We start from the raw sequence: 21,093 nt of genomic DNA on the forward strand, positions 1-21,093 counted from the left end.
AGCGGCGACGCTACGGCGAGGCGTGCAACGAGCGCGACAGGCCCTGGCTTTCAATGCGCAGCCGACGCCGCGGCGCTCGAATCCCCTCCGCCCGCGCGCTCCGGACGCGTAATCCAAATGAGCGCGATCAGCACGATGAAGATGACGGCCGAGATATAGAACAGGTCGTTCACGCCGAGTTGGGCCGCCTGCTGCGTCACGAGTCGATCGAACATGCCGTAGCGCTGCGAGGTATCGAGGCCGAGCGAGCCGAGCTGCGTCATCGATTGGCCGAAGGTAGGATCGAACGCGCTCGCGCGCTCCGTCAGCTGGGCGTGGTGAAAGCTCGTGCGGTGATCCCAGGCAGTCGTGAAAATCGAGGTGCCGATGCCGCCGCACATAATGCGCACGAAATTCGACAGCCCCGACGCCGCCGCGATCCGATTGCCCGGCAACCCAGACAGCGTGATCGAGACGAGCGGAATGAAGAAGCCCGCCATCGCGATCCCTTGAATGAGGGTGGGCATGGCGAGCGACCAGGTGTCGACGCCGGTCGTGTAGCGCGAGCGCATCCAAAAGCACAGCGCGAAGACGACGAAGGCGGCGGTGGCGATCTTGCGCGGATCCGTGCGCGGCAAGAACTTGCCCGTCACGGGAGAGAGCAAAATCGCGAAGAGCCCGACCGGCGCCATGACGAGGCCCGCATCGGTGGCTGTGTAACCGATATACGTCTGCAGCCACAGCGGCAGCAGCACGAGATTGCCGAAGTAGAGCCCGTAGCCCACCGATAGCGCGACGGTGCCGCCCGTGAAGTTGCGCTTCTTGAACAACGACAAATCGACGACGGGATGATCGGCCGTCAATTCCCATACGACGAAAAACGCGAAGCCGATCAGCGCGGTGAGCGCGAGCGCGACGATCGTCGTCGACGAGAACCAATCGAGATCCTTACCCTTGTCGAGCATCACCTGCAGTGACCCAACCCAAATGACGAGCAACCCGAGGCCCACCGAATCGATCGGCGCTTTCTTGATCACCGAGTCGCGCGTGCGGAAGATGGCCCAGGTGGCGATCGCCGCGACGATCCCGACGGGAATGTTGACGTAGAAAATCCACGGCCACGAGATGTTGTCAGAGATCCAGCCGCCGAGAATCGGCCCGGCGACAGGGGCGATCAGCGTGGTCATCGACCACATCGACAACGCAAGGGGCGCTTTGGCGCGCGGGTAACTCGCGAGCAACAGCGTTTGCGACAGCGGAATCATCGGGCCCGCCACGGCGCCTTGGATCACGCGCGACACGAGCAAGAACGGCAGCGTCGGCGAGAGCCCGCACATCCACGACGAAATCACGAACAGCACGATCGACGCGAGGAACAAGCGCACTTGGCCGAGCCGCTCCGTGAGCCAGCCCGTGAGCGGCACCGAGATCGCATTGGCGACCGCGAAGGACGTGATGACCCACGTGCCCTGATCGGAGGACACGCCCAGGTCGCCCGAGATCGTCGGAATCGAAACGTTGGCGATCGACGTATCGAGCACGTTCATGAATACGGCGAGCGACACCGCGATCGTGCCGATCACGAGTTGGGCGCCGCTGAGCGGCGGGTGCGGGACTTGGGGCTGAGCCATTGGGCGAGTGACCTCGGTTCCTTCGTTGTGGTGTCGATGAGCGCCGCGCCGCTTACATCAGCGAGCCGCGGCTCGCGACCTTTGCAGTGCGGCTCGAATGCGCGTGGGTGCTGGGCACAGGTTGCTTTTGATGGGCCAGCCCGGCATTCGCGCTGGCGTTCGAACCGGCGTTCTCGGCGATGATGCGCGCAATCTCGGCATCGGCTTCTGCCCCGTACTTGTCGAACACGTTCGTCTGGTAGACGGTGTTTTGCGCGGTGCTCAGCTGCGTGCCGCTTTCGTTCTTGATGTCGACGTCCGCTTGCATCGATAGGCCGATGCGCAGCGGGTGGGCGTCGAGTTCCTTCTGATCCAGTTCGATCCGCACGGGCAAGCGCTGCACAACCTTGATCCAGTTGCCCGTCGCGTTTTGCGCGGGCAGCAGCGAGAAGGCGGAACCGGTGCCAGCGGAGAAGCCCACGACCTTGCCGTGATAGACGACGGACGAGCCGTACACGTCGGCCGTCAGTTCGACAGGTTGACCGATGCGCATGTGCCTGAGCTGCACTTCCTTGAAGTTCGCGTCGACCCAGACAGAACCGAGCGGCACGATCGCCATCAGCGGCGTGCCCGGGGCGACGCGCTGGCCGACCTGCACGGAGCGCTTGGCGACGTAACCCGTGACCGGCGCGGGCAGCGTGTTGCGCGCATTGTTCAAATACGCGTCGCGCACCTTGGCCGCGGCGGCCAGCACGTTCGGATGGGTCGCCACGGTCGTATTGGACGTGAGCGCGCGGCTCGAGGCGAGTTGCTGCTCGGCCGCATCGAGCGCGGCTTGCGCAGCCTTCACCGTGTCGCGCGCGTGCGAGATCTCTTCCTGCGAGACGGCGCCCGTTTGCGCGATCGTTAGGCGCCGGCGCAGGTCGTCTTGCGCGCGCGACAGATCGGCTTGACGCTGGGCGATTTGCGCTTGGTATTGATCGTTGTTGACGAACATGCCTCGCACTTGCCGCACCGTCTGCGCGAGATTGGCCTCGGCCTGCTGGAGCGAAACGCGCGCGTCGGCGCCATCGAGCACGACGAGCGGATCGCCCGCTTTGACCGTCTGCGTGTCGTCGGCGTTGACGGCGATGACTGTGCCCGTCACTTGCGGCGTGATTTGCACGACGTTGCCGTTGACGTAGGCATCGTCGGTGTCCTCGTGAAAGCGCGCGACGAGGAAGTAGTACAAGCCGTAGGCGATCGCGGCGATGAGAATGACGCCCACGAGCAGCGTCATCAGGCGCTTTCGCTTGCCGTTGTTGCTTTGCGACTGCGCGCTCGCGGCGGTTTGTTTAGTGTCGCTCATGGAAATGCTCTCCGTTTCTCGAGTCTCGATTTCTCGAAGCTCAATCGTTGAAACTTGCGTTGTCGTTCAAGGGGTGCAGCGCCGTTTAGCCCGCGGACGGCGCTTTCGCCGCGACGCCGTTCGGCGCGGGCGCGGCCACGCCGGCCGCTTGTGCATCGAAGCCGCCGCCGAGTGCGCGAATCAGCGCGAACTGCAAATCGCGACGCTTCATCTTCAGGTTGGTCAGCGTTTGCTCGGCCGCGAGGCGATTGCTGTCCGCCGTCAGCACTTGCAACTGCGGCGAGAGGCCCGCTTTGTAGCGAATCACCGCCAACCGGTAGGCCTCTGTCGACGCGTCGAGGGCGCGCTGCGCATCGCTCATCTGCGCATCGATCGCGCGAATCGACGAGACTTGCGTCGCGACATCGGACATGGCGTTGACGAGCGCTTGGTTGTAGTTCGCCACGTCGAGCTCGAAATCGGCATAGCGTCCCTTCAGTTGCGCGCGCAGCGCACCGGCGTCGAAGATCGGCAGGTGGATCGCCGGGCCGGCCTGGACGGTGCGGCTCGCCGCGGTCAGGAAACGGCTCCAGCCGAACGCGTCGAATCCGATCGCCGCGGCGAGGTTGATGTCGGGAAAGAACTCGGCTTTCGCTTCCTTCACGTTGGCAAGCGCGGCCTCGATTTGCCAGCGCGCCGCGACGATGTCCGGGCGGCGCGAGACGAGATCGGCCGGCAAGTTCGAGGGCAACGCGACTGCGCCGCCCGGCCCGAGCACGGGCGCGTCGATGGCCAGCCCGCGATCGGGGCCCTTGCCGAGCAAGGCCCCTAGCTGAAAGCGCACCGACTTGATTTGGCCGTCCAAATCGGCGAGCGAGGCCTGGCTGGTCGCGACGTTGCCGAGCGCCGTTTGCTTTTCGACATTGGTGTCGAGGCCGGCGGTGACGCGGCCGTTCGTGATCGAGCCGACATCCTGCCGGTTGCGGATCTCGCGCTGGGCGATATCGCGCAGCGCGTAAAGCTGCGCCAATTGGTTATAAGTGCGCGCGACCGACGAGGCCAGGGTAATGCGCGCTTCCTGCATGTCAGCTTGCGCCGCCTTTTCCTGCGAGACGGAGGCCTTCACGCGCTCGCGGTTCTTGCCCCAAAGATCGAGGTCCCACGAGGCGCTTGCGAGCGCGCTGTGCTCGGTGAACCAGTTGCCGCCAAAGGGCGGCGGATAGAGGCCGTTGCCCGAGAGCAATTCGCGCGTGACCGAGTAGCTGCCGTTGACCTTGGGCAGCAGATCGGCGCGCGTGCTCTCGATGTACGACTGCGCCTTGGCGATGCGCGCTTGCGCTTGAGCGATGGAGGGACTGCCGGCCAAGGCTTCGTCGATGAGCTTGGGCAACTGCGGATCGCCGAACTCGCGCGCCCAGTCCAGCGACGGCCACGCCCCGCCTTCGCCCGGCAGGCTCTGGCTCGACTCGAGCGTGGCGGGCTCGGTGATCGACTTGTCGCTGTGAATGCCAGCGTAGTTGGCGCACCCCGCCAGCACGAGCGCGGCGATGGCTGCGGCGATCGCCCCGCGGCGCACCTGGGCCGATGCGGGCGGGAACGCTGTTTCACGGCTTTTCGAAGAGAGTGTAATCATGGACCTTGCAACTTATTTTGGGCGATTGAAGATCGAAACTCGTTGCTGTGTCAGCCATAAACGCTGACAACCCTGCGCCGTCACATTAATCCGCGGCCGGATCGACCGTGTTGGCGAGAATCCGGCGCAACATGCTTTTCAGAAAACCCACTTCCTCGGGCGTGAAGCCGGCCAGCGCTTTCTCGACCACGCCGCCGAAGATCTCGGGCATGCGCGCCGCCAGCCGTCGTCCTTCGGGTGTCACCGCCAGATGAACCGCGCGCCGATCCTCCGAACTGCGCACCCGGGAAAGCAGATTACGCTTTTCCAGCCTATCGATCAGCCGAGTGACCGCGCTCGCATCGATCCCGTAGTCGCGGGCGAGCTCCGCCGCCAACGAGCACCGGCCGCTCGCGATCATGAACAACATGCTCGCTTGGGTGCTGGTAATGCCCAGTTCGCTGAGCGTGCGCTGCGTCACGAGGTTCGAGAGGCTCGACTTCACCCGCGTGAGCAGATAGCCGACGCTTTCATCGAGCTGATAGCCGCATAGCTCCGGCGGGAGCGGGGTGGACGAGTCTGACATGGCGATTTCCGTGCGATTGCAATAGTTGACTAGGCATGATTATACGCACCGCCAAGTTGACTCGACAAGCATCGGTTCCGCGCGCGTGTCTTTTTTAAGCAACTTCTTAAGGCAAGCGCCCATTATGACGGCCGATGCGGAACGCTGCTTGCAACTCGACAGGTCAGGATGCGAGGGGAGGTCGGGAGGCTTTCCAGCGGCTTTGTGAGTTTGCGAGGCTGGCGTCACCTGCGCGTGGTAGAATCCCAAGTTACCCAAAAAGTACGCGCGCCAGTTTTCGAGGTCGGCTTCCCGCCGCTCGCCCGATGTCTCCCAACGGCATCGCGGCGTGGGCATCCAGTTTCCGTTTCGCGTACGCAACCGTCTCTTACTTCTATGACTCGCGCCCTTCGCAACATCGCCATCATTGCCCACGTCGACCACGGCAAAACCACGCTCGTCGACCAGCTGCTTCGCCAGTCGGGCACGTTCCGAGAAAACCAGCAGATCGCGGAACGCGTGATGGACTCGAACGACATCGAAAAAGAGCGTGGCATCACCATCTTGGCGAAAAATTGCGCCGTCGAGTACGAGGGCACGCACATCAATATCGTCGACACGCCGGGCCACGCCGATTTCGGCGGCGAGGTGGAGCGCGTTTTGTCGATGGTCGACTCGGTGCTGTTGCTCGTCGATGCCGTCGAAGGGCCGATGCCGCAAACGCGGTTCGTGACGAAGAAGGCGCTTGCGCTGGGCCTCAAACCCATCGTCGTCGTCAACAAGATCGACCGTCCCGGCGCGCGCATCGACTGGGTCATCAATCAGACCTTCGATTTGTTCGACAAGCTGGGCGCGACCGAGGAGCAGCTCGACTTCCCGATCGTCTACGCGTCAGGCCTGAACGGCTACGCCTCGCTCGATCCGGCCGCTCGCGAAGGGGATATGCGCCCGCTGTTCGAGGCGATTCTCGAGCATGTGCCCGTGCGCGCGGCCGATCCCGACGCGCCGCTGCAGTTGCAGATCACCTCGCTCGATTATTCGACCTACGTGGGCCGGATCGGCGTGGGCCGCATCGCGCGCGGCCGCATTAAGCCCGGTCAGCCCGTTGCGCTGCGCTTCGGTCCGGAAGGCGAAGTCTTCAATCGCAAGATCAACCAAGTGCTCTCGTTCCACGGGCTCGACCGCGTACAGGTCGACGAAGCGCAAGCCGGCGACATCGTGCTCATCAACGGTATCGAAGACATCGGCATCGGCGCGACGATCTGCGCGCCCGAGAAGCCTGAGGCGCTGCCGATGATCACGGTGGACGAACCCACGCTCACGATGAACTTCCTCGTGAATTCGTCGCCGCTCGCGGGCAAGGAAGGCAAGTTCGTCACGAGCCGCCAGATTCGCGATCGCCTCACGCGCGAGCTCAATCACAACGTTGCGTTGCGCGTGCGCGACACCGGCGACGAAACGGTTTTCGAAGTGTCGGGCCGCGGCGAGCTGCACCTGACGATCCTGATCGAGAACATGCGGCGCGAGGGCTATGAACTGGCCGTGTCGCGTCCGCGCGTGGTGTTGCACGAAGTGGACGGCGTCAAGCAAGAGCCGTACGAGCTGTTGACCGTCGACGTCGAAGACGGCCATCAGGGCGGCGTCATGGAGGAATTGGGCCGCCGCAAGGGCGAATTGCTCGACATGGCGTCGGACGGGCGCGGTCGCACGCGTCTGGAGTACAAGATCCCGGCGCGCGGCCTGATCGGCTTCCAGGGCGAATTCATGACGCTCACGCGCGGGACGGGCCTGATGAGCCACGTGTTCGACGAATACGCGCCTGTCAAGGAGGGCACGCTTGGCGAGCGCCGCAACGGCGTGTTGATCTCGCAAGACGACGGCGCCGCCGTGGCCTATGCGCTGTGGAAGTTGCAGGACCGCGGCCGTATGTTCGTGAAGCCGGGCGATGCGCTGTACGAAGGCATGATCATCGGCATTCACAGCCGCGACAACGACCTCGTCGTCAACCCGATCAAGGGCAAGCAGCTGACCAACGTGCGCGCATCGGGTACCGATGAAGCCGTGCGTCTCGTGCCGCCGATCCAGATGTCGCTCGAATACGCGGTCGAATTCATCGACGACGACGAACTCGTCGAAGTCACGCCGCAGTCCATTCGTCTGCGCAAGCGTCATCTGAAGGAGCACGAGCGCCGTCGCGCTAGCCGCGAAGCGTCGGTCGATTAATCTGGCCCACGGCTGCTCGGCACACCAGTTGGGCGGGTCGGTTACACGCCCGCAGACGCGAGGCGTGCGGTTGGGGATCTGGATGCGTTGCTGTTTCATCAAGGTCCTTTGAAGGAGCTTGATGCCAGAGCGAAATGGTCGCGATTCAACGGCCCGGTCACGTGAGTGACCGGGCCGTTTTGTATTGGACGCCGCTGCGAGGGCATCGAAATTCCCCACCACCCCAACGGGCCGCAAGTAACGGTCCGTGGCGCGCTCTCCTGGCAACGGGTTCCTTGTTCATCGCACTTGGCGTGGCTGCCATCGTTGGCCAGTAACGACTTCGCGCGGCGCGCGTCGCATGCTCGGTTGGACAACGTCCGGGTTGGCGCGGCGCCGCAGGCGCTACCCGCTTGCAGAGCCGCCGAGGGCGGTTTTCGGCGTATTGGGCGGGCGAATCCTACGTCGTCGCCAATCTCAAATATCCGTTCTGTGCTATGCTGCGCGATGCTGCTAGTTTTAGGTCCTTCCAAGCAAGACTTGATTCGCGCAATCCGCTAAACGGTCAGGCCGTGTCGCGGAAGGTTGAGTAACCCGCTATTTCTCGAGAAGCTCGAAGAAAGGTGAGCGTAAACATGATGAAGCAATTCCAGCTGAACTCGTACTTGTTCGGCGGCAATGCTCCGTACGTTGAAGAAATGTACGAGCAATACCTTGATAACCCGGCGTCCGTTCCCGACAACTGGCGCGAATACTTCGACGCGTTGCAGAACGTGCCTGCCTCGGACGGCAGCGCGGCGAGCGACGTGGCCCACGGCCCCATCGTCGAATCGTTCGCCCAGCGCGCGAAGGCCAATGCGTTCATTCCACGCGAAGCCGGCGAAAATCTGGGCACTGCACGCAAGCAAGTCCACGTTCAGTCCCTCATCAGCGCTTATCGATTCCTCGGCTCGCAATGGGCCAATCTCGATCCGCTCAAACGCCGCGAACGTCCCGCCATTCCCGAGCTGGAGCCTGGCTTCTACGACTTCACCGAAGCCGACATGGACCAGACGTTCAGCGCGAGCAATCTGTATTTCGGGTTCGAGCAAGCGTCGCTGCGCGATATCGTCAAGGGCCTGCGCGACACCTATTGCGGCACGATCGGCGCCGAATTCATGTACATCAGCGATCCCGAGCAAAAGCGCTGGTGGCAAGAACGGCTCGAGTCGATCCGCGCCACGCCGAATTTCTCGGCCGATAAGAAGAAGCACATTCTCAACCGCTTGACGGCCGCCGAAGGCCTCGAGCGCTATCTGCACACCAAATACGTCGGTCAGAAGCGTTTCTCGCTCGAAGGCGGCGAGAGCTTCATCGCGGCGATGGACGAAGTCGTTCGCCACGCGGGTGCGAAGGGCGTGCAAGAAATCGTCATCGGCATGGCCCACCGCGGCCGTCTGAACGTGCTCGTCAACACGCTCGGCAAGATGCCGTCGGATCTGTTCGCCGAATTCGAAGGCAAGCACGTCGACGATCTGCCGGCCGGCGACGTCAAGTATCACAAAGGGTTCTCGTCGGATGTCTCCACCGAAGGCGGTCCGGTGCATCTGTCGCTCGCGTTCAACCCGTCGCACCTCGAAATCGTCAACCCGGTCGTCGAAGGGTCGGCCAAGGCGCGGATGGATCGCCGCGGCGATGAACGCGGTGCGCAAGTGCTGCCCGTGCAGATTCACGGCGATGCCGCTTTCGCAGGCCAAGGCGTCGTGATGGAAACGCTGAACCTCGCGCAAACGCGCGGTTACGGCACGCACGGCACGTTGCACATCGTCATCAACAACCAGATCGGCTTTACGACGTCCGACCCGCGCGATGCGCGCTCGACGCTGTATTGCTCGGACGTCGTCAAGATGATCGAAGCGCCGGTGCTGCACGTGAACGGCGACGATCCGGAAGCGGTCGTCCTGGCCACGCAGATCGCGATCGATTTCCGCATGCAGTTCCAGAAGGATGTCGTGATCGACATCGTCTGCTTCCGCAAGCTCGGCCACAACGAGCAGGACACGCCGGCGGTCACGCAGCCGCTGATGTACAAGAAGATCGCGCAGCACCCCGGCACGCGCGCCCTCTACGCCGACAAGCTCGCACAGCAAGGCGTGATCGCGGCGCAAGACGCCGAGACGTATATCAAGGCGTTCCGCCAAGCGATGGACGAAGGCCATCACACGATCGACCCGGTGCTCTCGAACTACAAGAGCAAGTACGCTGTGGACTGGGTGCCGTTCCTGAACCGCAAATGGACGGATGCGGCCGATACGGCCGTGCCGCTGGCTGAACTGAAGCGTCTGGCCGAACGCGTCACGACCATTCCGGCGAACTTCAAGCTGCACCCGCTCGTCGAGCGCGTTATTAATGACCGCCGCGCGATGGGCCGCGGCGAGTCGTCGCTCGATTGGGGCATGGGCGAGCATCTGGCCTACGCATCGCTCGTCGCATCGGGTTACGCCGTGCGCCTCACGGGCCAGGATTCGGGCCGCGGGACGTTCACGCACCGGCACGCCGTGCTGCACGACCAAAACCGCGAGCGTTGGAACGACGGTACCTACATTCCGCTGCAGAACGTGGCCGACGGCCAAGCGAAGTTCACGGTCATCGACTCGGTGCTGTCCGAGGAAGCCGTGCTGGGCTTCGAATACGGTTACTCGACGGCCGAGCCGAATACGCTCGTCGCCTGGGAAGCGCAGTTCGGCGATTTCGTCAACGGCGCGCAAGTCGTGATCGACCAGTTCATCTCGTCGGGCGAAGTGAAGTGGGGCCGCGTGTCCGGCCTCACGATGCTGTTGCCGCACGGCTACGAAGGCCAGGGGCCGGAGCATTCGTCGGCACGGATCGAGCGCTTCTTGCAGTTGTGCGCCGATCACAACATGCAAGTCGTGCAGCCCACCACGCCCGCGCAGATTTTCCACCTGCTGCGCCGCCAGATGATCCGCTTGTTCCGCAAGCCGCTGATCGTCGCCACGCCGAAGTCGCTGCTGCGCCACAAAGAAGCGGTGTCGGATCTTTCCGAACTGGCGCGTGGGTCGTTCCAGCCGGTTTTGGGCGAAGTGGACAGCGCGATCGATGCGAAGAAGGTCAAGCGCGTGATCGTCTGCTCGGGCCGCGTCTATTACGACGTCCTCGCCCATCGCCGGGAAGCGAAGGCGAACGATGTGGCGATCGTCCGTATCGAGCAGTTGTACCCGTTCGCGCACAAGCAGTTCGAAGCGGAGCTGAAGAAGTACGACAACGCGACGGAAGTGGTGTGGGTGCAGGACGAGCCGCAAAACCAAGGGCCGTGGTTCTACATCGAGCACCACCTGAAGGAAGGCATGAGGGAAGGGCAGAAGCTGGCTTACAGCGGCCGCCCGGCTTCGGCCTCGCCCGCGGTCGGCTACTACGCGAAGCACTACGAGCAGCAGAAGGCGCTGATCGAAGGCGCGTTCGGCCGGCTCAAGAGCGCATCGATCGCTAAATAACTAGACGATTGCGAACCGGGAAGGCGCGAGGCGCTTTCCCGCGTCGCTTCGAAGCGCGATGCGCGAGCGACGACGCGAGGCCGGTTCGCCTCCCACACCAGATCAAGAGTTTAGGAAAGTTCAAATGGCTATTGTTGAGGTCAAGGTTCCGCAGTTTTCGGAGTCGGTTTCGGAAGGCACGATGCTGCAGTGGAAGAAGAAGCCGGGCGAAGCGGTGACGCGCGACGAGATCCTCGTCGAAATCGAAACCGATAAGGTCGTGCTGGAAGTCCCGGCCCCCGATTCGGGCGTGCTCGCCGAGGTGCTCGTCGCCGACGGCGCGATCGTGGAATCGGAGCAGTTGCTCGCGAAGATCGACACCGAAGGCAAGGCCGGCGCCGCGGCGGCTCCGGCTGCAGCTGCCGCGACTGCGGCTGCCGCTGCGCCTGCCGCAGTCGCAGCCGCACCCGCACCCGCACCCGCTGCTGCCACGGCAGGCGGTGCGCCTTCGCCGGCCGCCGGCAAATTGATGGCCGAGAAGAACCTCACGGCCGATCAGGTCGCAGGCACAGGCCGCGACGGCCGCATCACGAAGGGCGACGTGCTGGCGGCGGGCGCGCCCGCCGCGCGCGCGCCGGCTGCCGCACCTGCTGCAAAACCGGCCAAGCCGTCGCTGCCGGACGTCAAGGCGCCGGCTTCGGCCGAAGCTTGGCTGCAAGACCGCCCCGAGCAGCGCGTGCCGATGTCGCGTCTGCGTGCGCGTATCGCGGAGCGTTTGCTCGAGTCGCAGCAAACGAACGCCATCCTCACGACGTTCAACGAAGTGAACATGGCGCCCGTGATGGACCTGCGCAACAAGTACAAGGACAAATTCGAGAAGGAGCACGGCGTCAAGCTCGGCTTCATGTCGTTCTTCGTCAAGGCTGCGGTGCATGCGCTGAAGAAGTTCCCGCTCGTGAACGCGTCGATCGACGGTAACGACATCGTCTATCACGGCTATTTCGATATCGGTATCGCCGTCGGATCGCCGCGCGGCCTCGTCGTGCCGATCCTGCGCAATGCCGATCAAATGTCGCTCGCCGACATCGAGAAGAAGATCGCCGAGTTCGGCCAAAAGGCGAAGGACGGCAAGCTGTCGATCGAAGAAATGACGGGCGGCACGTTCTCGATCTCGAACGGCGGCGTCTTCGGCTCGATGCTCTCGACGCCGATCATCAACCCGCCGCAATCGGCCATCCTCGGCGTGCATGCCACCAAGGAGCGCGCCGTCGTCGAAAACGGCCAGATCGTCATTCGCCCGATGAACTACCTCGCGCTGTCGTACGATCACCGGATCATCGACGGCCGCGAAGCCGTGCTCTCGCTCGTGGCGATGAAGGATGCGCTCGAGGATCCGGCCCGCCTGCTGCTCGATCTGTAATGCTCGTGCTCGCCGCACGCCGGCGAGCACATTCAATCGCACTGAACGAAACCGCATCGCGGCGCGTTATCCATCGCGCCCCGATGCGTCAGCAAAAGGATTGTCATGTCCCAAGAATTTGACGTCGTCGTGATCGGCGCCGGCCCGGGCGGCTATATCGCCGCGGTCCGCGCCGCGCAGCTCGGCAAGACCGTCGCCTGTATCGAAAAATGGAAGAACCCGGCCGGCGCGCTCAAGCTGGGCGGCACGTGCTTGAACGTCGGCTGCATTCCGTCGAAGGCATTGCTCGCTTCCTCGGAAGAGTTCGAAAACGCGTCGCACCACCTCGAAGTGCATGGCATCAGCGCGAGCGACGTGAAGATCGACGTCGCGAAGATGATGGCGCGCAAAGACGGCATCGTCGAGAAGATGACGGGCGGCATCGAGTATTTGTTCAAGAAGAACAAGATCACTTGGCTCAAAGGTCACGGCAAGTTCGCCGGCAAGAACGACGGCGGCGTGCAGATCGAAGTGAGCGGCGAAGGCGCGACTGAAGTCGTGACGGCCAAGAACGTCATCATCGCGACCGGCTCGAAGGCGCGTCACCTGCCGAACGTGCCCGTCGACAACAAGATCGTTGCCGATAACGAAGGCGCGCTCGCGTTCGATTCGGTGCCGAAGAAGCTCGCCGTCATCGGCGCGGGCGTGATCGGCCTCGAACTCGGCTCGGTATGGCGCCGTCTGGGCGCGGAAGTGACGGTGCTCGAAGCGTTGCCCCAGTTCCTCGGCGCGGCGGACGAAGCGCTCGCCAAGGAAGCGGCGAAGCTGTTCAAGAAGCAGGGCCTCGACATTCACCTCGGCGTGAAGATCAACGAGGTGAAGACCTCGAAGAACGGTGTGACGATCGCCTATGCGGACAAGGACGGCAACGCGCAAACGCTCGAAGCCGATCGCTTGATCGTATCGGTCGGGCGCGTGCCCAACACCGATAACCTCGGCCTCGAATCGATCGGCCTGAAGGCGAACGAGCGCGGGTTCATCGACGTCGACGACCACTGCCGCACGAGCGTGCCGAACGTCTATGCCATCGGCGACGTCGTGCGCGGACCCATGCTGGCGCACAAGGCAGAAGACGAAGGCACGCTGGTGGCCGAAATCATCGACGGTCAGAAGCCGCATATCGACTACAACTGCATTCCGTGGGTCATCTACACCGAGCCTGAAATCGCATGGGTCGGTAAGACGGAGCAGCAGTTGAAGGCGGAAGGCCGCGAGATCAAGAAGGGGCAATTCCCGTTCTCGATCAACGGCCGTGCGCTTGGTATCGCGAAGCCGGACGGCTTCGTGAAGATGATCGCCGATGCGAAAACGGACGAACTGCTCGGGGTGCATATCATTGCGGCGAACGCTTCCGATTTGATCGCCGAAGCTGTCGTAGCAATGGAGTTCAAGGCCGCGTCGGAAGACATCGGCCGTATCTGCCACCCGCATCCGTCCTTGTCCGAAGTGATGCGCGAGGCGGCGCTCGACGTCGACAAGCGCGCGCTCAACAAGTAATGGCTGGCGCCCGGCGTTGCGGCCGGGCGGGCAGGCCACGACGAAGGCGGGCGGGCACATCCCACCCGCCTTCGTTTTTTGTGTTTCCACGATGAACGTCATCGAATACTACGAGAACGAGCTCGAGACGCGGGGTTACGCGCCCGATCCGGCGCAATTGGCGGCCGTCGAGCGTTTGCAGCGATGCTACGAAGAGTGGGTGGCTTACAAGGCGCGTCGATCGAACGCGCTGCGCAAGCTGATCATTCACCCGGAATTGCCTCGCGGCGTCTACATGTGGGGCGGCGTTGGGCGCGGCAAGAGCTTTCTGATGGATAGCTTCTATGCGATCGTGCCTATCCAGCGCAAGACGCGCATTCACTTCCACGAATTCATGCGCGAAGTGCATCGCGTGCTCGAAGAACTGAAAGGGCAGGCCGATCCGCTCGACGAGCTTGCAAGGCGCACGGCGAAGCGGTATCGCCTGATCTGCTTCGATGAGTTCCATGTATCGGACATCGCCGACGCGATGATTCTGTATCGGCTACTCGACCGGCTGTTCCTGAACGGCGTGCAGTTCGTCATGACGTCGAACTACGACCCGGACACGCTCTACCCCGACGGATTGCATCGCGATCGCGTGTTGCCCGCGATCGAGCTGATCAAGTCCAGGCTCGATGTGCTCAACGTCGATGCCGGAGTCGACTATCGCCAACGCACGCTCGCGCAGGTCAGCGTCTACCATACGCCACTCGGCGCACAGGCGGACCGTGCGTTGCGTGCGGCTTACGCCAAGCTGGCCGCCGTGCCCGACGAAAGTCCGATCCTACATATCGAGAAACGCGAGATCAAGGCACTGCGCCGCGCCGACGGCGTCGTATGGTTCGACTTCGCCACGCTATGCGGCGGCCCGCGTTCGCAGAACGACTATCTCGAACTCGCGACACGCTTTCACACGGTCATCCTCTCGGACGTGCCGCAAATGTCACCGCGTATGGCCTCGGAGGCGCGCCGGTTCACGTGGCTCGTCGATGTGTTCTACGACCACAAGGTCAAGCTCCTGATGTCCGCAGCCGTGCCGGCCGACGACCTCTATGTCGAAGGACCGATGGCGAACGAGTTCAGCCGGACCGTTTCGCGTCTCGTCGAGATGCAGTCCAAGGAATACCTCGAAACGCCGCGTCGCGTGGCCGATACGTCGCTGACGTAAACGATTCGGGCGGGGCGCTCGCCGGCGCCGAATGCATTTTCGGAGTATTCCGATAGTCATCTCGCTTGCCCGGGCATATCGTGCATTTCCTTGTTCTGAGAAGGAGGCGCGTATGACCCCATACAGCGACATGACGGATGAGCAATGGCGGAGCATCGAGCCGCTCTTTCCGGAGTTTAATTCTCGCGGCCGGGGTCGAGGCCGCCCGTTGACCGATACCCGCGCGGTGCTCAATGGCGTGCTATGGGTAATCTATAGCAACGCGGCTTGGGCATCCTTACCCAAGCGCTATCCGGCCTATCAAACGTGCCATCGGCGTTTCAAGGCATGGCACGACGCGGGTGTGTTCCAGCAAGTCCTCACGCGGCTATACGGCGACGCGGCGCTGGAGCTGTGCGAAACCATCAAGGCGCGCATGCGGGTGAAAAGCCCTGTCAAGCAGCCCCGGATGCCGGCGACACCTTTCGTCACGGTAAATGTGCCGAAGCTAACCTATCTCGCCTCGCTGCGCCGCGCGGCATGACGGCGCCGCGACGTTAGAGCCGGCCACCGCTCGGTGGCCGGCTATGCGCTGCGCGAATGTCGATGCTGCTCACGCGGCCGGGCGGGTTAGTTCTGCGCTTGCGCGGTCGAGTCTTGCCGAATCCACGTTTGCGACCGGCCGATCAGCGAAAAGCCGATGTAGCCGCGCACGACGAGCTTTTGGCCGCCATCCTCTAGGTGCATGTTGCACTTGTAGACCTTGCCGTTCTCGGGGTCGAGGATGTTGCCGCCGTCCCACTTGTCGCCGTCTTGCTTCATGTTCTTGATGATCGTCATACCGAGAATGAGCTGGTCTTTTCGCTCATCCGTGCAGGCGGTGCAGCGCTTGCCAGGCTTGTCGGCCGGATTGAGTCCTTTGATGACTTTTCCGCTCAGCGTGCCGTCTTCGCCTTGCGAGATCTGCACGAGCGCCTTCGGTTGATGGGTGTTGTCGTCGATGGTTTGCCACACGCCCACTGGCGTTTGGCTGCCCTGCGCGAACGCGGCGGCGGCGCCGACGAGCAATGCGCCCGCGACGGCGGCGCGTTTGACAGCGTTCCATGCGGTCGTCTTGGCGTGATGCGAGAAGTGCGTCATGTTTCCTCCTGTTTGTGAACCGTCTGTCGTTTTCCAGCGCGCGGCGGCGCATCGAGTCGCGTCGCGTCTTCTATGAATCCGCCCAGGATACGCGCGAAAAATTCCGCTCGTTTAATAGTGGTACCTCTAATCGGAATGACGCGGCCGGGCATCGAGGTCGCGTTCTGAGAGCGTTCGATCGCATTCGACGGAAGTCGACAGAAGTCGAAAGACGTCGATACACGTGGATCGCGCCCTCGCTCAATAGAGTTGATATGAAAACGTGGCATTGAGCCGCGGACTACGCGACGGGCTTTCGATCGGCGCGTCCCCAACGGCCTTGGCGATGGAAAGATCGAGGTTGTAGTGCTTGTTATCGCTGATGCGAAAACCGAGTGCGAACGACGCCAGTTTGCTCGGCGCGGCGGGTCCGGTATGCAGATAGACGCGCGCCATGTCGAACGAGACATAGGGCGTCAGCGTCTGCAAATAGCGGGACGTCACCGCAATCGCGCGGTTGACTTCGAACGATGCGCCGAATCCCGAATCGCCCGCCGCTTCGCCCGGCTCGTAGCCGAGGGCGAAGCGTTGTGCGCCGAATGCGATTTGCTCGGATGTCGGCAGCGAATCCGGGCTGTATTGCCCCGTGAGGGCTACCGTCGTGCCGATCTTGAACGGCCATTCGTTCGTCTGCGAAAAGCTCGCCGCGGTGCGAACGAAGGTGAGGGAGACGGGGTTCGTTTCGGTCACGCCGGGCAGGTTCGTGTCCGCCGCCTTCGATGCGCCGAGCACATCGAACGCCTTGGCGACGTTCAGGCTGGCCCGGCGCGTTTGCCCCTGGCGGGTATCGGCATAGTCGAGCTGAGCTTGCACGACGCGCACTTGCGAACGCAAGGAAAGCGTCGCTCCCGTGAGCGTATTCAGGTAACTGTTCTCGTCATGAGAGGCGTAGGCGGACACGGTGCCCATGAGGCTGCGCGAATTGCTCAAATAGACCGGGTAGGCAGCCGCCAGCCCCAGTTTCTCGCTCACCACGGTGCGCCTGATATACGAAGGAAGGCCCGGGTTGTCGATGGGATTGCCGCGATAGTGCGAGCCGTTGAGCTTGGCGACGAATCCTTCGTCACCGATCGGCAACGCGCCCTGCAGGGCGTAGAAACTTTGATTGTCGCGGCCTTTCGGTACCAGCGTGGAGGCGCTCAGCTCTTCGCCGAGCGAAGCGAGCCCGTTTTCCGTGACGGTCACGAGCCCTTGTATGCCGGGGTGATGAAAGTCGATGCCGGTGGCGACGTTGAAGGGCTTGCGCTCGACGTTCAGCGCGAGCGTGGTCGTGCCGTCGGTGGTTTGCGGCGGCTGCACCGACGCGGCGATTTTGACGCCGGGCAGCAGCCCCAAGGCATTGACGTAACGCTCGAACGTGGCGCGGCGCAGCGGGCGTTCGTTGCGAATGTGAGCGGCGATGGCGCAGATCTTATGTTCCGTGCCGCCGGGGTTGCCCTTGATTTCGACGCTCGCTACATAGCCCTCGACCACCGTGACATGCACGACGCCGTTTTCGAACGTCTGAGCGGGGATGAATGCGAACGAGAGTGCGTAGCCGCGCGTTTGATATAGGCGAGTCACTGCATTGGCGGCTTCGACGAGCGCGCCGATCGTGATGTCTTTGCCCACCAGCGCGCTGAAATGCCGAGCGACATCGGCGAACGGGATCGCCTTCACGCCGTCGATCTGCACCTTGCTTGGCGTCAGATGGGTGGCGAGCAGTTGCTCCAGGTGCTGAGTGCTCGGCTGGATCTGCACGCTGATGTGCGGTTCGCGGCTAGGCGTTCGGATTTGCGGTAAGGCATCGAGCGGGTTGCCGCTCGCGGCCGGCCGTGCCTGCCCGAATGCCGAGCTTGCCGCGCTCGCGGCGGCAATGGCGAGCCAAAACCATTGGTTCGGTGTCCTAATCATTTGTCGTCCTCGTTGGCCTGTTTTTTGAGCGAGCCCTTTGGGGCTCTGCTTTGGTTGTTCGTTCGTGCGTGCATGCGGCGCTGAGCGTGCTCGAGCGCAATGTTTCTCCGACCGCGCGGGCCGTGGCGGGCTCGCGCGTCGGTTGCGGCGTTTAAGGCGTTAAGGTGTCAAGGTGTTCAAGGCAGTTTGCCGGCCAGCGGCGAGGCGCCTCCAAGCAACGAGTTCAGGCCGGCCGTGGGCGAACTCGTTGCGGTGCTCGCCGTGCCCGCGGAGCCGAGCGCGCTCGTGAGCGGTGACAGCGGGCTGGCGGCGCCGGCGCCCGACAGCAGCCCCGTTAGCGATGCCAGCGGTCCGCTCGTGCTACCGGCGCCGCCACCGGTGGCGGGCGTGCCCGGTTGCACGCCATTCGTCGTGCTGCCGACGAGGCTCGTGATGAGGCCCGGGATCGGTGCGGCGCCGTTGGGTCCGTTCGGGTTGACGAGGCCGCCCGCGTTCGTGATGGTCGTGCCCACGCCCGATACCAAATGGCCGACATCCGCCGCGAGCGGGTTGCCCGATGTGCCGGCCACTTGCGCACCCGCGCTTTGGAGCGCACCGCCGATCTGGCCGAGCAGTCCCGAGACCGGCTGGCCGATGCCCGTCGTCGTGCCGACGCTTTGGGTTTGTTGGCCGAGCGTGATCACGAGCGGCGTGACGGCCGAACTGAGCGGCTGCGTGACCTGCTGAACGGCTGACGAAGCGAGCGTGTTGCCGAGCACTTGACCACCGGCGCTAATGCCGTTTGCGGCCGTGGTCAGCGCACCGGCGATCGGCGTCGTCACCGGGGCGAGCGGGGAAAGCGGTCCCTGGCCGAGGGCGTTGACCGTCGATGCGACGCCCGCGACCACTGCGCCCGTCGCGCCGATCGTCGAGCCCGTGCCAGCTACCGTCGTGCCGACCGGGTCGGGGGTGGAGCCGATCTGGCCGAGGCCGCTGCTTACCGCGTTGGCCGCTGCGTCGAGCACGCCTCCGGTTGCGGCTACGGTGCCGCCCACGCCTTGCGATAGCGCGGGGCTGACGCCGGGAATCGCAGTCGAGGAAAGGGTGTTGCCCAGGTCCGTGGCCGTCGCGCCGAGCGTGGTCAGGGCGCCCGAAGTGGCGGCGGCCGTCGGCGTGGGCGTGGGGTCGGGTTGGGGCTGAGGGGTTACCGAGCCGCCGGCGTTCGCGGCGGGCGGCGCGGACAATTCGCTCCCGCCGCAGGCCGACAGCAGGTAGGCAACGGCGAACGCCGTCAACGGTGCGCGCAGCGTCGTCGCATTGGTGCGGGCGGCGGCGACGATCGAACGGGTTTGCTTCGTCTTCGACATGGTTGTGCTCCTCGTGATGGATTGCTTCATTTCTTCGCGAGCGATCCTGAGAGTCCGCTCGTGATCGAAGAAAGGCCCGACAGCGGATTCGCGCTGCCGCTCGTGGTGCCGCTGCCGCCCGTCAATGCGCCCGTGACCGTGGAGAGCAACCCCGTTACCGGGGCGAGCGGGTTGGTGCCGGCAGACGTACCGCCGGTGGGGGCGCCGAGCGCCCCGGTCACGGTCGATACGAGGCCGGTCACGGGGGCAAGCGCACTGGCGGGAGAGGTCGTGGTCGACGAGCCGAGCGCGCCGGTGACGGTCGATACGAGACCGGTAACCGGGGCAAGCGGATTGCCCGCCGCACTGCCGCCCGTCGCGCCCGCGAGGCCCGAAAGGGCGCCGGTGAGCGGTGCGAGCGGGGTGCTTGCGCTGCCGCCCGTAGTTAGGCCGCCGACCGATGTCAGGGCGGCGCCGGTCGAAGCCAGCACGCCGGCGACAGCGCTCGTGACAGGATTGCCGCCGGTCGATGCAATCGCGCCGCCGGCTCGGTTCAAGCCGCCGCTGATCGTGCCCAACACGCCAGTCAGTTGCGGACCGATTCCGGTCGACGTTCCAATGGTTTGCGTCGTCGAACCGAGAACCGACGTAATGGGCGTGATGGCGGTGCTCAGCGGTTGCGTAACTTGCTGCACCGCGCCGCTCGCGAGCGCTCCCCCGAGCGAAGCGCCAGCGCTCGAGATCGCGCCGCCGGCCGTAGCGAGGGCGCCGCCCAGCGGGGAGGTCACTGGGGCGAGCGGCGAAAGCGATCCGCTGGCGCCCAGGCTCGTCACCAAATTTCCTGCACTCGTGACGGCATTGCCAAGCTGGCCGACGGCCGGCCCGGCGCTAGCGAGCGTCGTCCCAACCGGGTCGCTCGTCGCACCGATTTCACCGAGACCTTGCGATACGCCGTTGCCGAGCGTGGAGACCGCGCCGCCCACGTTCTGCAAGATGTCCCCGGCGGCCTGACTCGTCTGCGGGCTGACTCCCGGCAACGTTTGTTGTGCGATCGCCGTTCCCGTACTGGACACCGTCGAGCCGATGGCGCTGACGATGCCGCCCGTGCTGCCGAGGACTTGGCCCGTCGCGTTGGCTGTCGGCGTCGTCGTGCCGCCGCCCGTGCCGCTGCCGCTCGTCCCCGAGCCGCCCGTCGGCGACGATCCCCCGCCGTTCGAGCCGCCGCTTCCCGCGGCGAGCGAGCCGCTGCCGCCGCTGCCGGGACCTGAGCCGAGCCCCTGGCTCAGTGTTCCCGAGCCGCCGCAGGCCGTGAGCGAAAGCAGCGTTGCGACCGCTGCGGCTATCCACGTATTGCGCAATACCCCGTAACATATATTTGGATTCATTGCTGCTCCTCGCATTGGGTTTATCGAAATAGTTGCGGGCGCAAGCACTGCAATGCGCATGCCAGTTCATTGCGTAATATGCGGCCGTACCAATTCGAAACAGCGCGATGGCCCACCTGGGTATGGGTTTCGCCGTTATGGAGCCGGTTTCAGAGAAGAGCGGTAAACGGGGGAATTGGGTGCGCGGCAGGGTCGAACAAACCGAACGTAACGTAACGAGCGAGGCTTCTCGTTACCGGTTGCGCCGTAACACGAGCATTGTTTGGTATTGGTTCGATTTAGTGGAATCAATCTAAACTATCGTAACCCCTAAGTTGGCACCGCTCACAAAGGAGCCCTAATGAGGGTAGAGTCGCCGTGTAGCGCCATGACTCGTTCAACTAGCGTCGGCTACAACAAAAACAACGCCGATCACAAAGGAG

The 21,093-nt window shown here is 63.7% G+C and carries 14 protein-coding genes; 6 read left to right on the top strand and 8 right to left on the bottom strand.

The genetic code is table 11. The features are described from left to right. Nucleotides 1–50: 50 nt before the first annotated feature. From MMB74_RS01025 to MMB74_RS01040, 4 genes are all read right to left on the bottom strand, one after another. Nucleotides 51–1,610 carry a DHA2 family efflux MFS transporter permease subunit gene (locus MMB74_RS01025; RefSeq protein WP_277426731.1) on the bottom strand — a complete coding sequence of 520 codons (1,560 nt, stop codon included), beginning with the start codon at nucleotides 1,608–1,610 and terminating at the stop codon, nucleotides 51–53. 52 nt (nucleotides 1,611–1,662) lie between these two features. Further along, nucleotides 1,663–2,937 carry an efflux RND transporter periplasmic adaptor subunit gene (locus tag MMB74_RS01030; protein ID WP_277426732.1) on the bottom strand — a complete coding sequence of 425 codons (1,275 nt, stop codon included), beginning with the start codon at nucleotides 2,935–2,937 and terminating at the stop codon, nucleotides 1,663–1,665. Nucleotides 2,938–3,022: 85 nt separating this feature from the next. Continuing rightward, nucleotides 3,023–4,549, bottom strand: coding sequence for an efflux transporter outer membrane subunit (locus MMB74_RS01035; protein ID WP_277426733.1), 1,527 nt, complete (start codon nucleotides 4,547–4,549; stop codon nucleotides 3,023–3,025). 85 nt (nucleotides 4,550–4,634) lie between these two features. Then, nucleotides 4,635–5,114 (bottom strand): MarR family transcriptional regulator, encoded by a 480-nt coding sequence (locus MMB74_RS01040; protein ID WP_277426734.1) that lies wholly within the window; start codon nucleotides 5,112–5,114, stop codon nucleotides 4,635–4,637. 375 nt (nucleotides 5,115–5,489) lie between these two features. On the opposite strand from MMB74_RS01040, the gene typA reads away from it, so the two are divergent. The 6 genes from typA to MMB74_RS01070 all read left to right on the top strand — a co-directional run bounded on the left by typA (nucleotide 5,490) and on the right by MMB74_RS01070 (nucleotide 15,433). Then, nucleotides 5,490–7,316: a translational GTPase TypA gene (typA, locus tag MMB74_RS01045; RefSeq protein WP_277426735.1), complete on the top strand. Its 1,827-nt coding sequence runs from the start codon at nucleotides 5,490–5,492 to the stop codon at nucleotides 7,314–7,316. 614 nt (nucleotides 7,317–7,930) lie between these two features. Beyond that, nucleotides 7,931–10,786 carry a 2-oxoglutarate dehydrogenase E1 component gene (locus MMB74_RS01050; protein ID WP_277426736.1) on the top strand — a complete coding sequence of 952 codons (2,856 nt, stop codon included), beginning with the start codon at nucleotides 7,931–7,933 and terminating at the stop codon, nucleotides 10,784–10,786. Between the two features lie 124 nt (nucleotides 10,787–10,910). Beyond that, nucleotides 10,911–12,185, top strand: coding sequence for a 2-oxoglutarate dehydrogenase complex dihydrolipoyllysine-residue succinyltransferase (gene odhB / locus MMB74_RS01055; RefSeq protein ID WP_277426737.1), 1,275 nt, complete (start codon nucleotides 10,911–10,913; stop codon nucleotides 12,183–12,185). 105 nt (nucleotides 12,186–12,290) lie between these two features. Further along, the gene (gene lpdA / locus MMB74_RS01060) at nucleotides 12,291–13,721 is read left to right on the top strand and encodes a dihydrolipoyl dehydrogenase (protein WP_277426738.1); all 1,431 of its coding nucleotides are present in this window, start codon (nucleotides 12,291–12,293) and stop codon (nucleotides 13,719–13,721) included. 91 nt (nucleotides 13,722–13,812) lie between these two features. Further along, on the top strand, nucleotides 13,813–14,910 hold the full coding sequence (gene zapE, locus MMB74_RS01065; protein ID WP_277426739.1) for a cell division protein ZapE: 1,098 nt from the start codon (nucleotides 13,813–13,815) through the stop codon (nucleotides 14,908–14,910). Nucleotides 14,911–15,022: 112 nt separating this feature from the next. Then, nucleotides 15,023–15,433 carry a transposase gene (locus MMB74_RS01070; protein WP_277426740.1) on the top strand — a complete coding sequence of 137 codons (411 nt, stop codon included), beginning with the start codon at nucleotides 15,023–15,025 and terminating at the stop codon, nucleotides 15,431–15,433. A gap of 86 nt (nucleotides 15,434–15,519) precedes the next feature. Here the strand turns inward: MMB74_RS01070 and MMB74_RS01075 are convergent, their stop codons facing one another. The 4 genes from MMB74_RS01075 to MMB74_RS01090 form a co-directional block, all read right to left on the bottom strand. After that, nucleotides 15,520–16,029, bottom strand: coding sequence for a DUF2147 domain-containing protein (locus MMB74_RS01075; protein WP_277426741.1), 510 nt, complete (start codon nucleotides 16,027–16,029; stop codon nucleotides 15,520–15,522). Between the two features lie 240 nt (nucleotides 16,030–16,269). Then, nucleotides 16,270–17,961, bottom strand: coding sequence for a POTRA domain-containing protein (locus MMB74_RS01080; protein WP_277426742.1), 1,692 nt, complete (start codon nucleotides 17,959–17,961; stop codon nucleotides 16,270–16,272). A gap of 176 nt (nucleotides 17,962–18,137) precedes the next feature. Beyond that, nucleotides 18,138–19,307: a collagen-like triple helix repeat-containing protein gene (locus MMB74_RS01085; protein ID WP_277426743.1), complete on the bottom strand. Its 1,170-nt coding sequence runs from the start codon at nucleotides 19,305–19,307 to the stop codon at nucleotides 18,138–18,140. Nucleotides 19,308–19,333: 26 nt separating this feature from the next. Continuing rightward, entirely contained in the window at nucleotides 19,334–20,671 is a 1,338-nt protein-coding gene (locus MMB74_RS01090; protein WP_277426744.1) for a collagen-like triple helix repeat-containing protein, read from the bottom strand. Between the last annotated feature and the right edge of the window lie 422 nt (nucleotides 20,672–21,093).

Source organism: Trinickia sp. Y13 (assembly GCF_029522115.1).
GTDB lineage: Bacteria > Pseudomonadota > Gammaproteobacteria > Burkholderiales > Burkholderiaceae > Trinickia.

Bases quoted from the DNA above. Each gene is read 5' to 3' on its own strand.
- zapE (WP_277426739.1), top strand. From the start codon at position 13,813: ATGAACGTCATCGAATACTACGAGAACGAGCTCGAGACGCGGGGTTAC.
- lpdA (WP_277426738.1), top strand. From the start codon at position 12,291: ATGTCCCAAGAATTTGACGTCGTCGTGATCGGCGCCGGCCCGGGCGGC.
- MMB74_RS01070 (WP_277426740.1), top strand. From the start codon at position 15,023: ATGACCCCATACAGCGACATGACGGATGAGCAATGGCGGAGCATCGAG.
- MMB74_RS01025 (WP_277426731.1), bottom strand. From the start codon at position 1,610: ATGGCTCAGCCCCAAGTCCCGCACCCGCCGCTCAGCGGCGCCCAACTC.
- MMB74_RS01035 (WP_277426733.1), bottom strand. From the start codon at position 4,549: ATGATTACACTCTCTTCGAAAAGCCGTGAAACAGCGTTCCCGCCCGCA.
- typA (WP_277426735.1), top strand. From the start codon at position 5,490: ATGACTCGCGCCCTTCGCAACATCGCCATCATTGCCCACGTCGACCAC.
- MMB74_RS01090 (WP_277426744.1), bottom strand. From the start codon at position 20,671: ATGAATCCAAATATATGTTACGGGGTATTGCGCAATACGTGGATAGCC.
- MMB74_RS01040 (WP_277426734.1), bottom strand. From the start codon at position 5,114: ATGTCAGACTCGTCCACCCCGCTCCCGCCGGAGCTATGCGGCTATCAG.
- odhB (WP_277426737.1), top strand. From the start codon at position 10,911: ATGGCTATTGTTGAGGTCAAGGTTCCGCAGTTTTCGGAGTCGGTTTCG.
- MMB74_RS01080 (WP_277426742.1), bottom strand. From the start codon at position 17,961: ATGATTAGGACACCGAACCAATGGTTTTGGCTCGCCATTGCCGCCGCG.
- MMB74_RS01075 (WP_277426741.1), bottom strand. From the start codon at position 16,029: ATGACGCACTTCTCGCATCACGCCAAGACGACCGCATGGAACGCTGTC.
- MMB74_RS01030 (WP_277426732.1), bottom strand. From the start codon at position 2,937: ATGAGCGACACTAAACAAACCGCCGCGAGCGCGCAGTCGCAAAGCAAC.
- MMB74_RS01085 (WP_277426743.1), bottom strand. From the start codon at position 19,307: ATGTCGAAGACGAAGCAAACCCGTTCGATCGTCGCCGCCGCCCGCACC.
- MMB74_RS01050 (WP_277426736.1), top strand. From the start codon at position 7,931: ATGATGAAGCAATTCCAGCTGAACTCGTACTTGTTCGGCGGCAATGCT.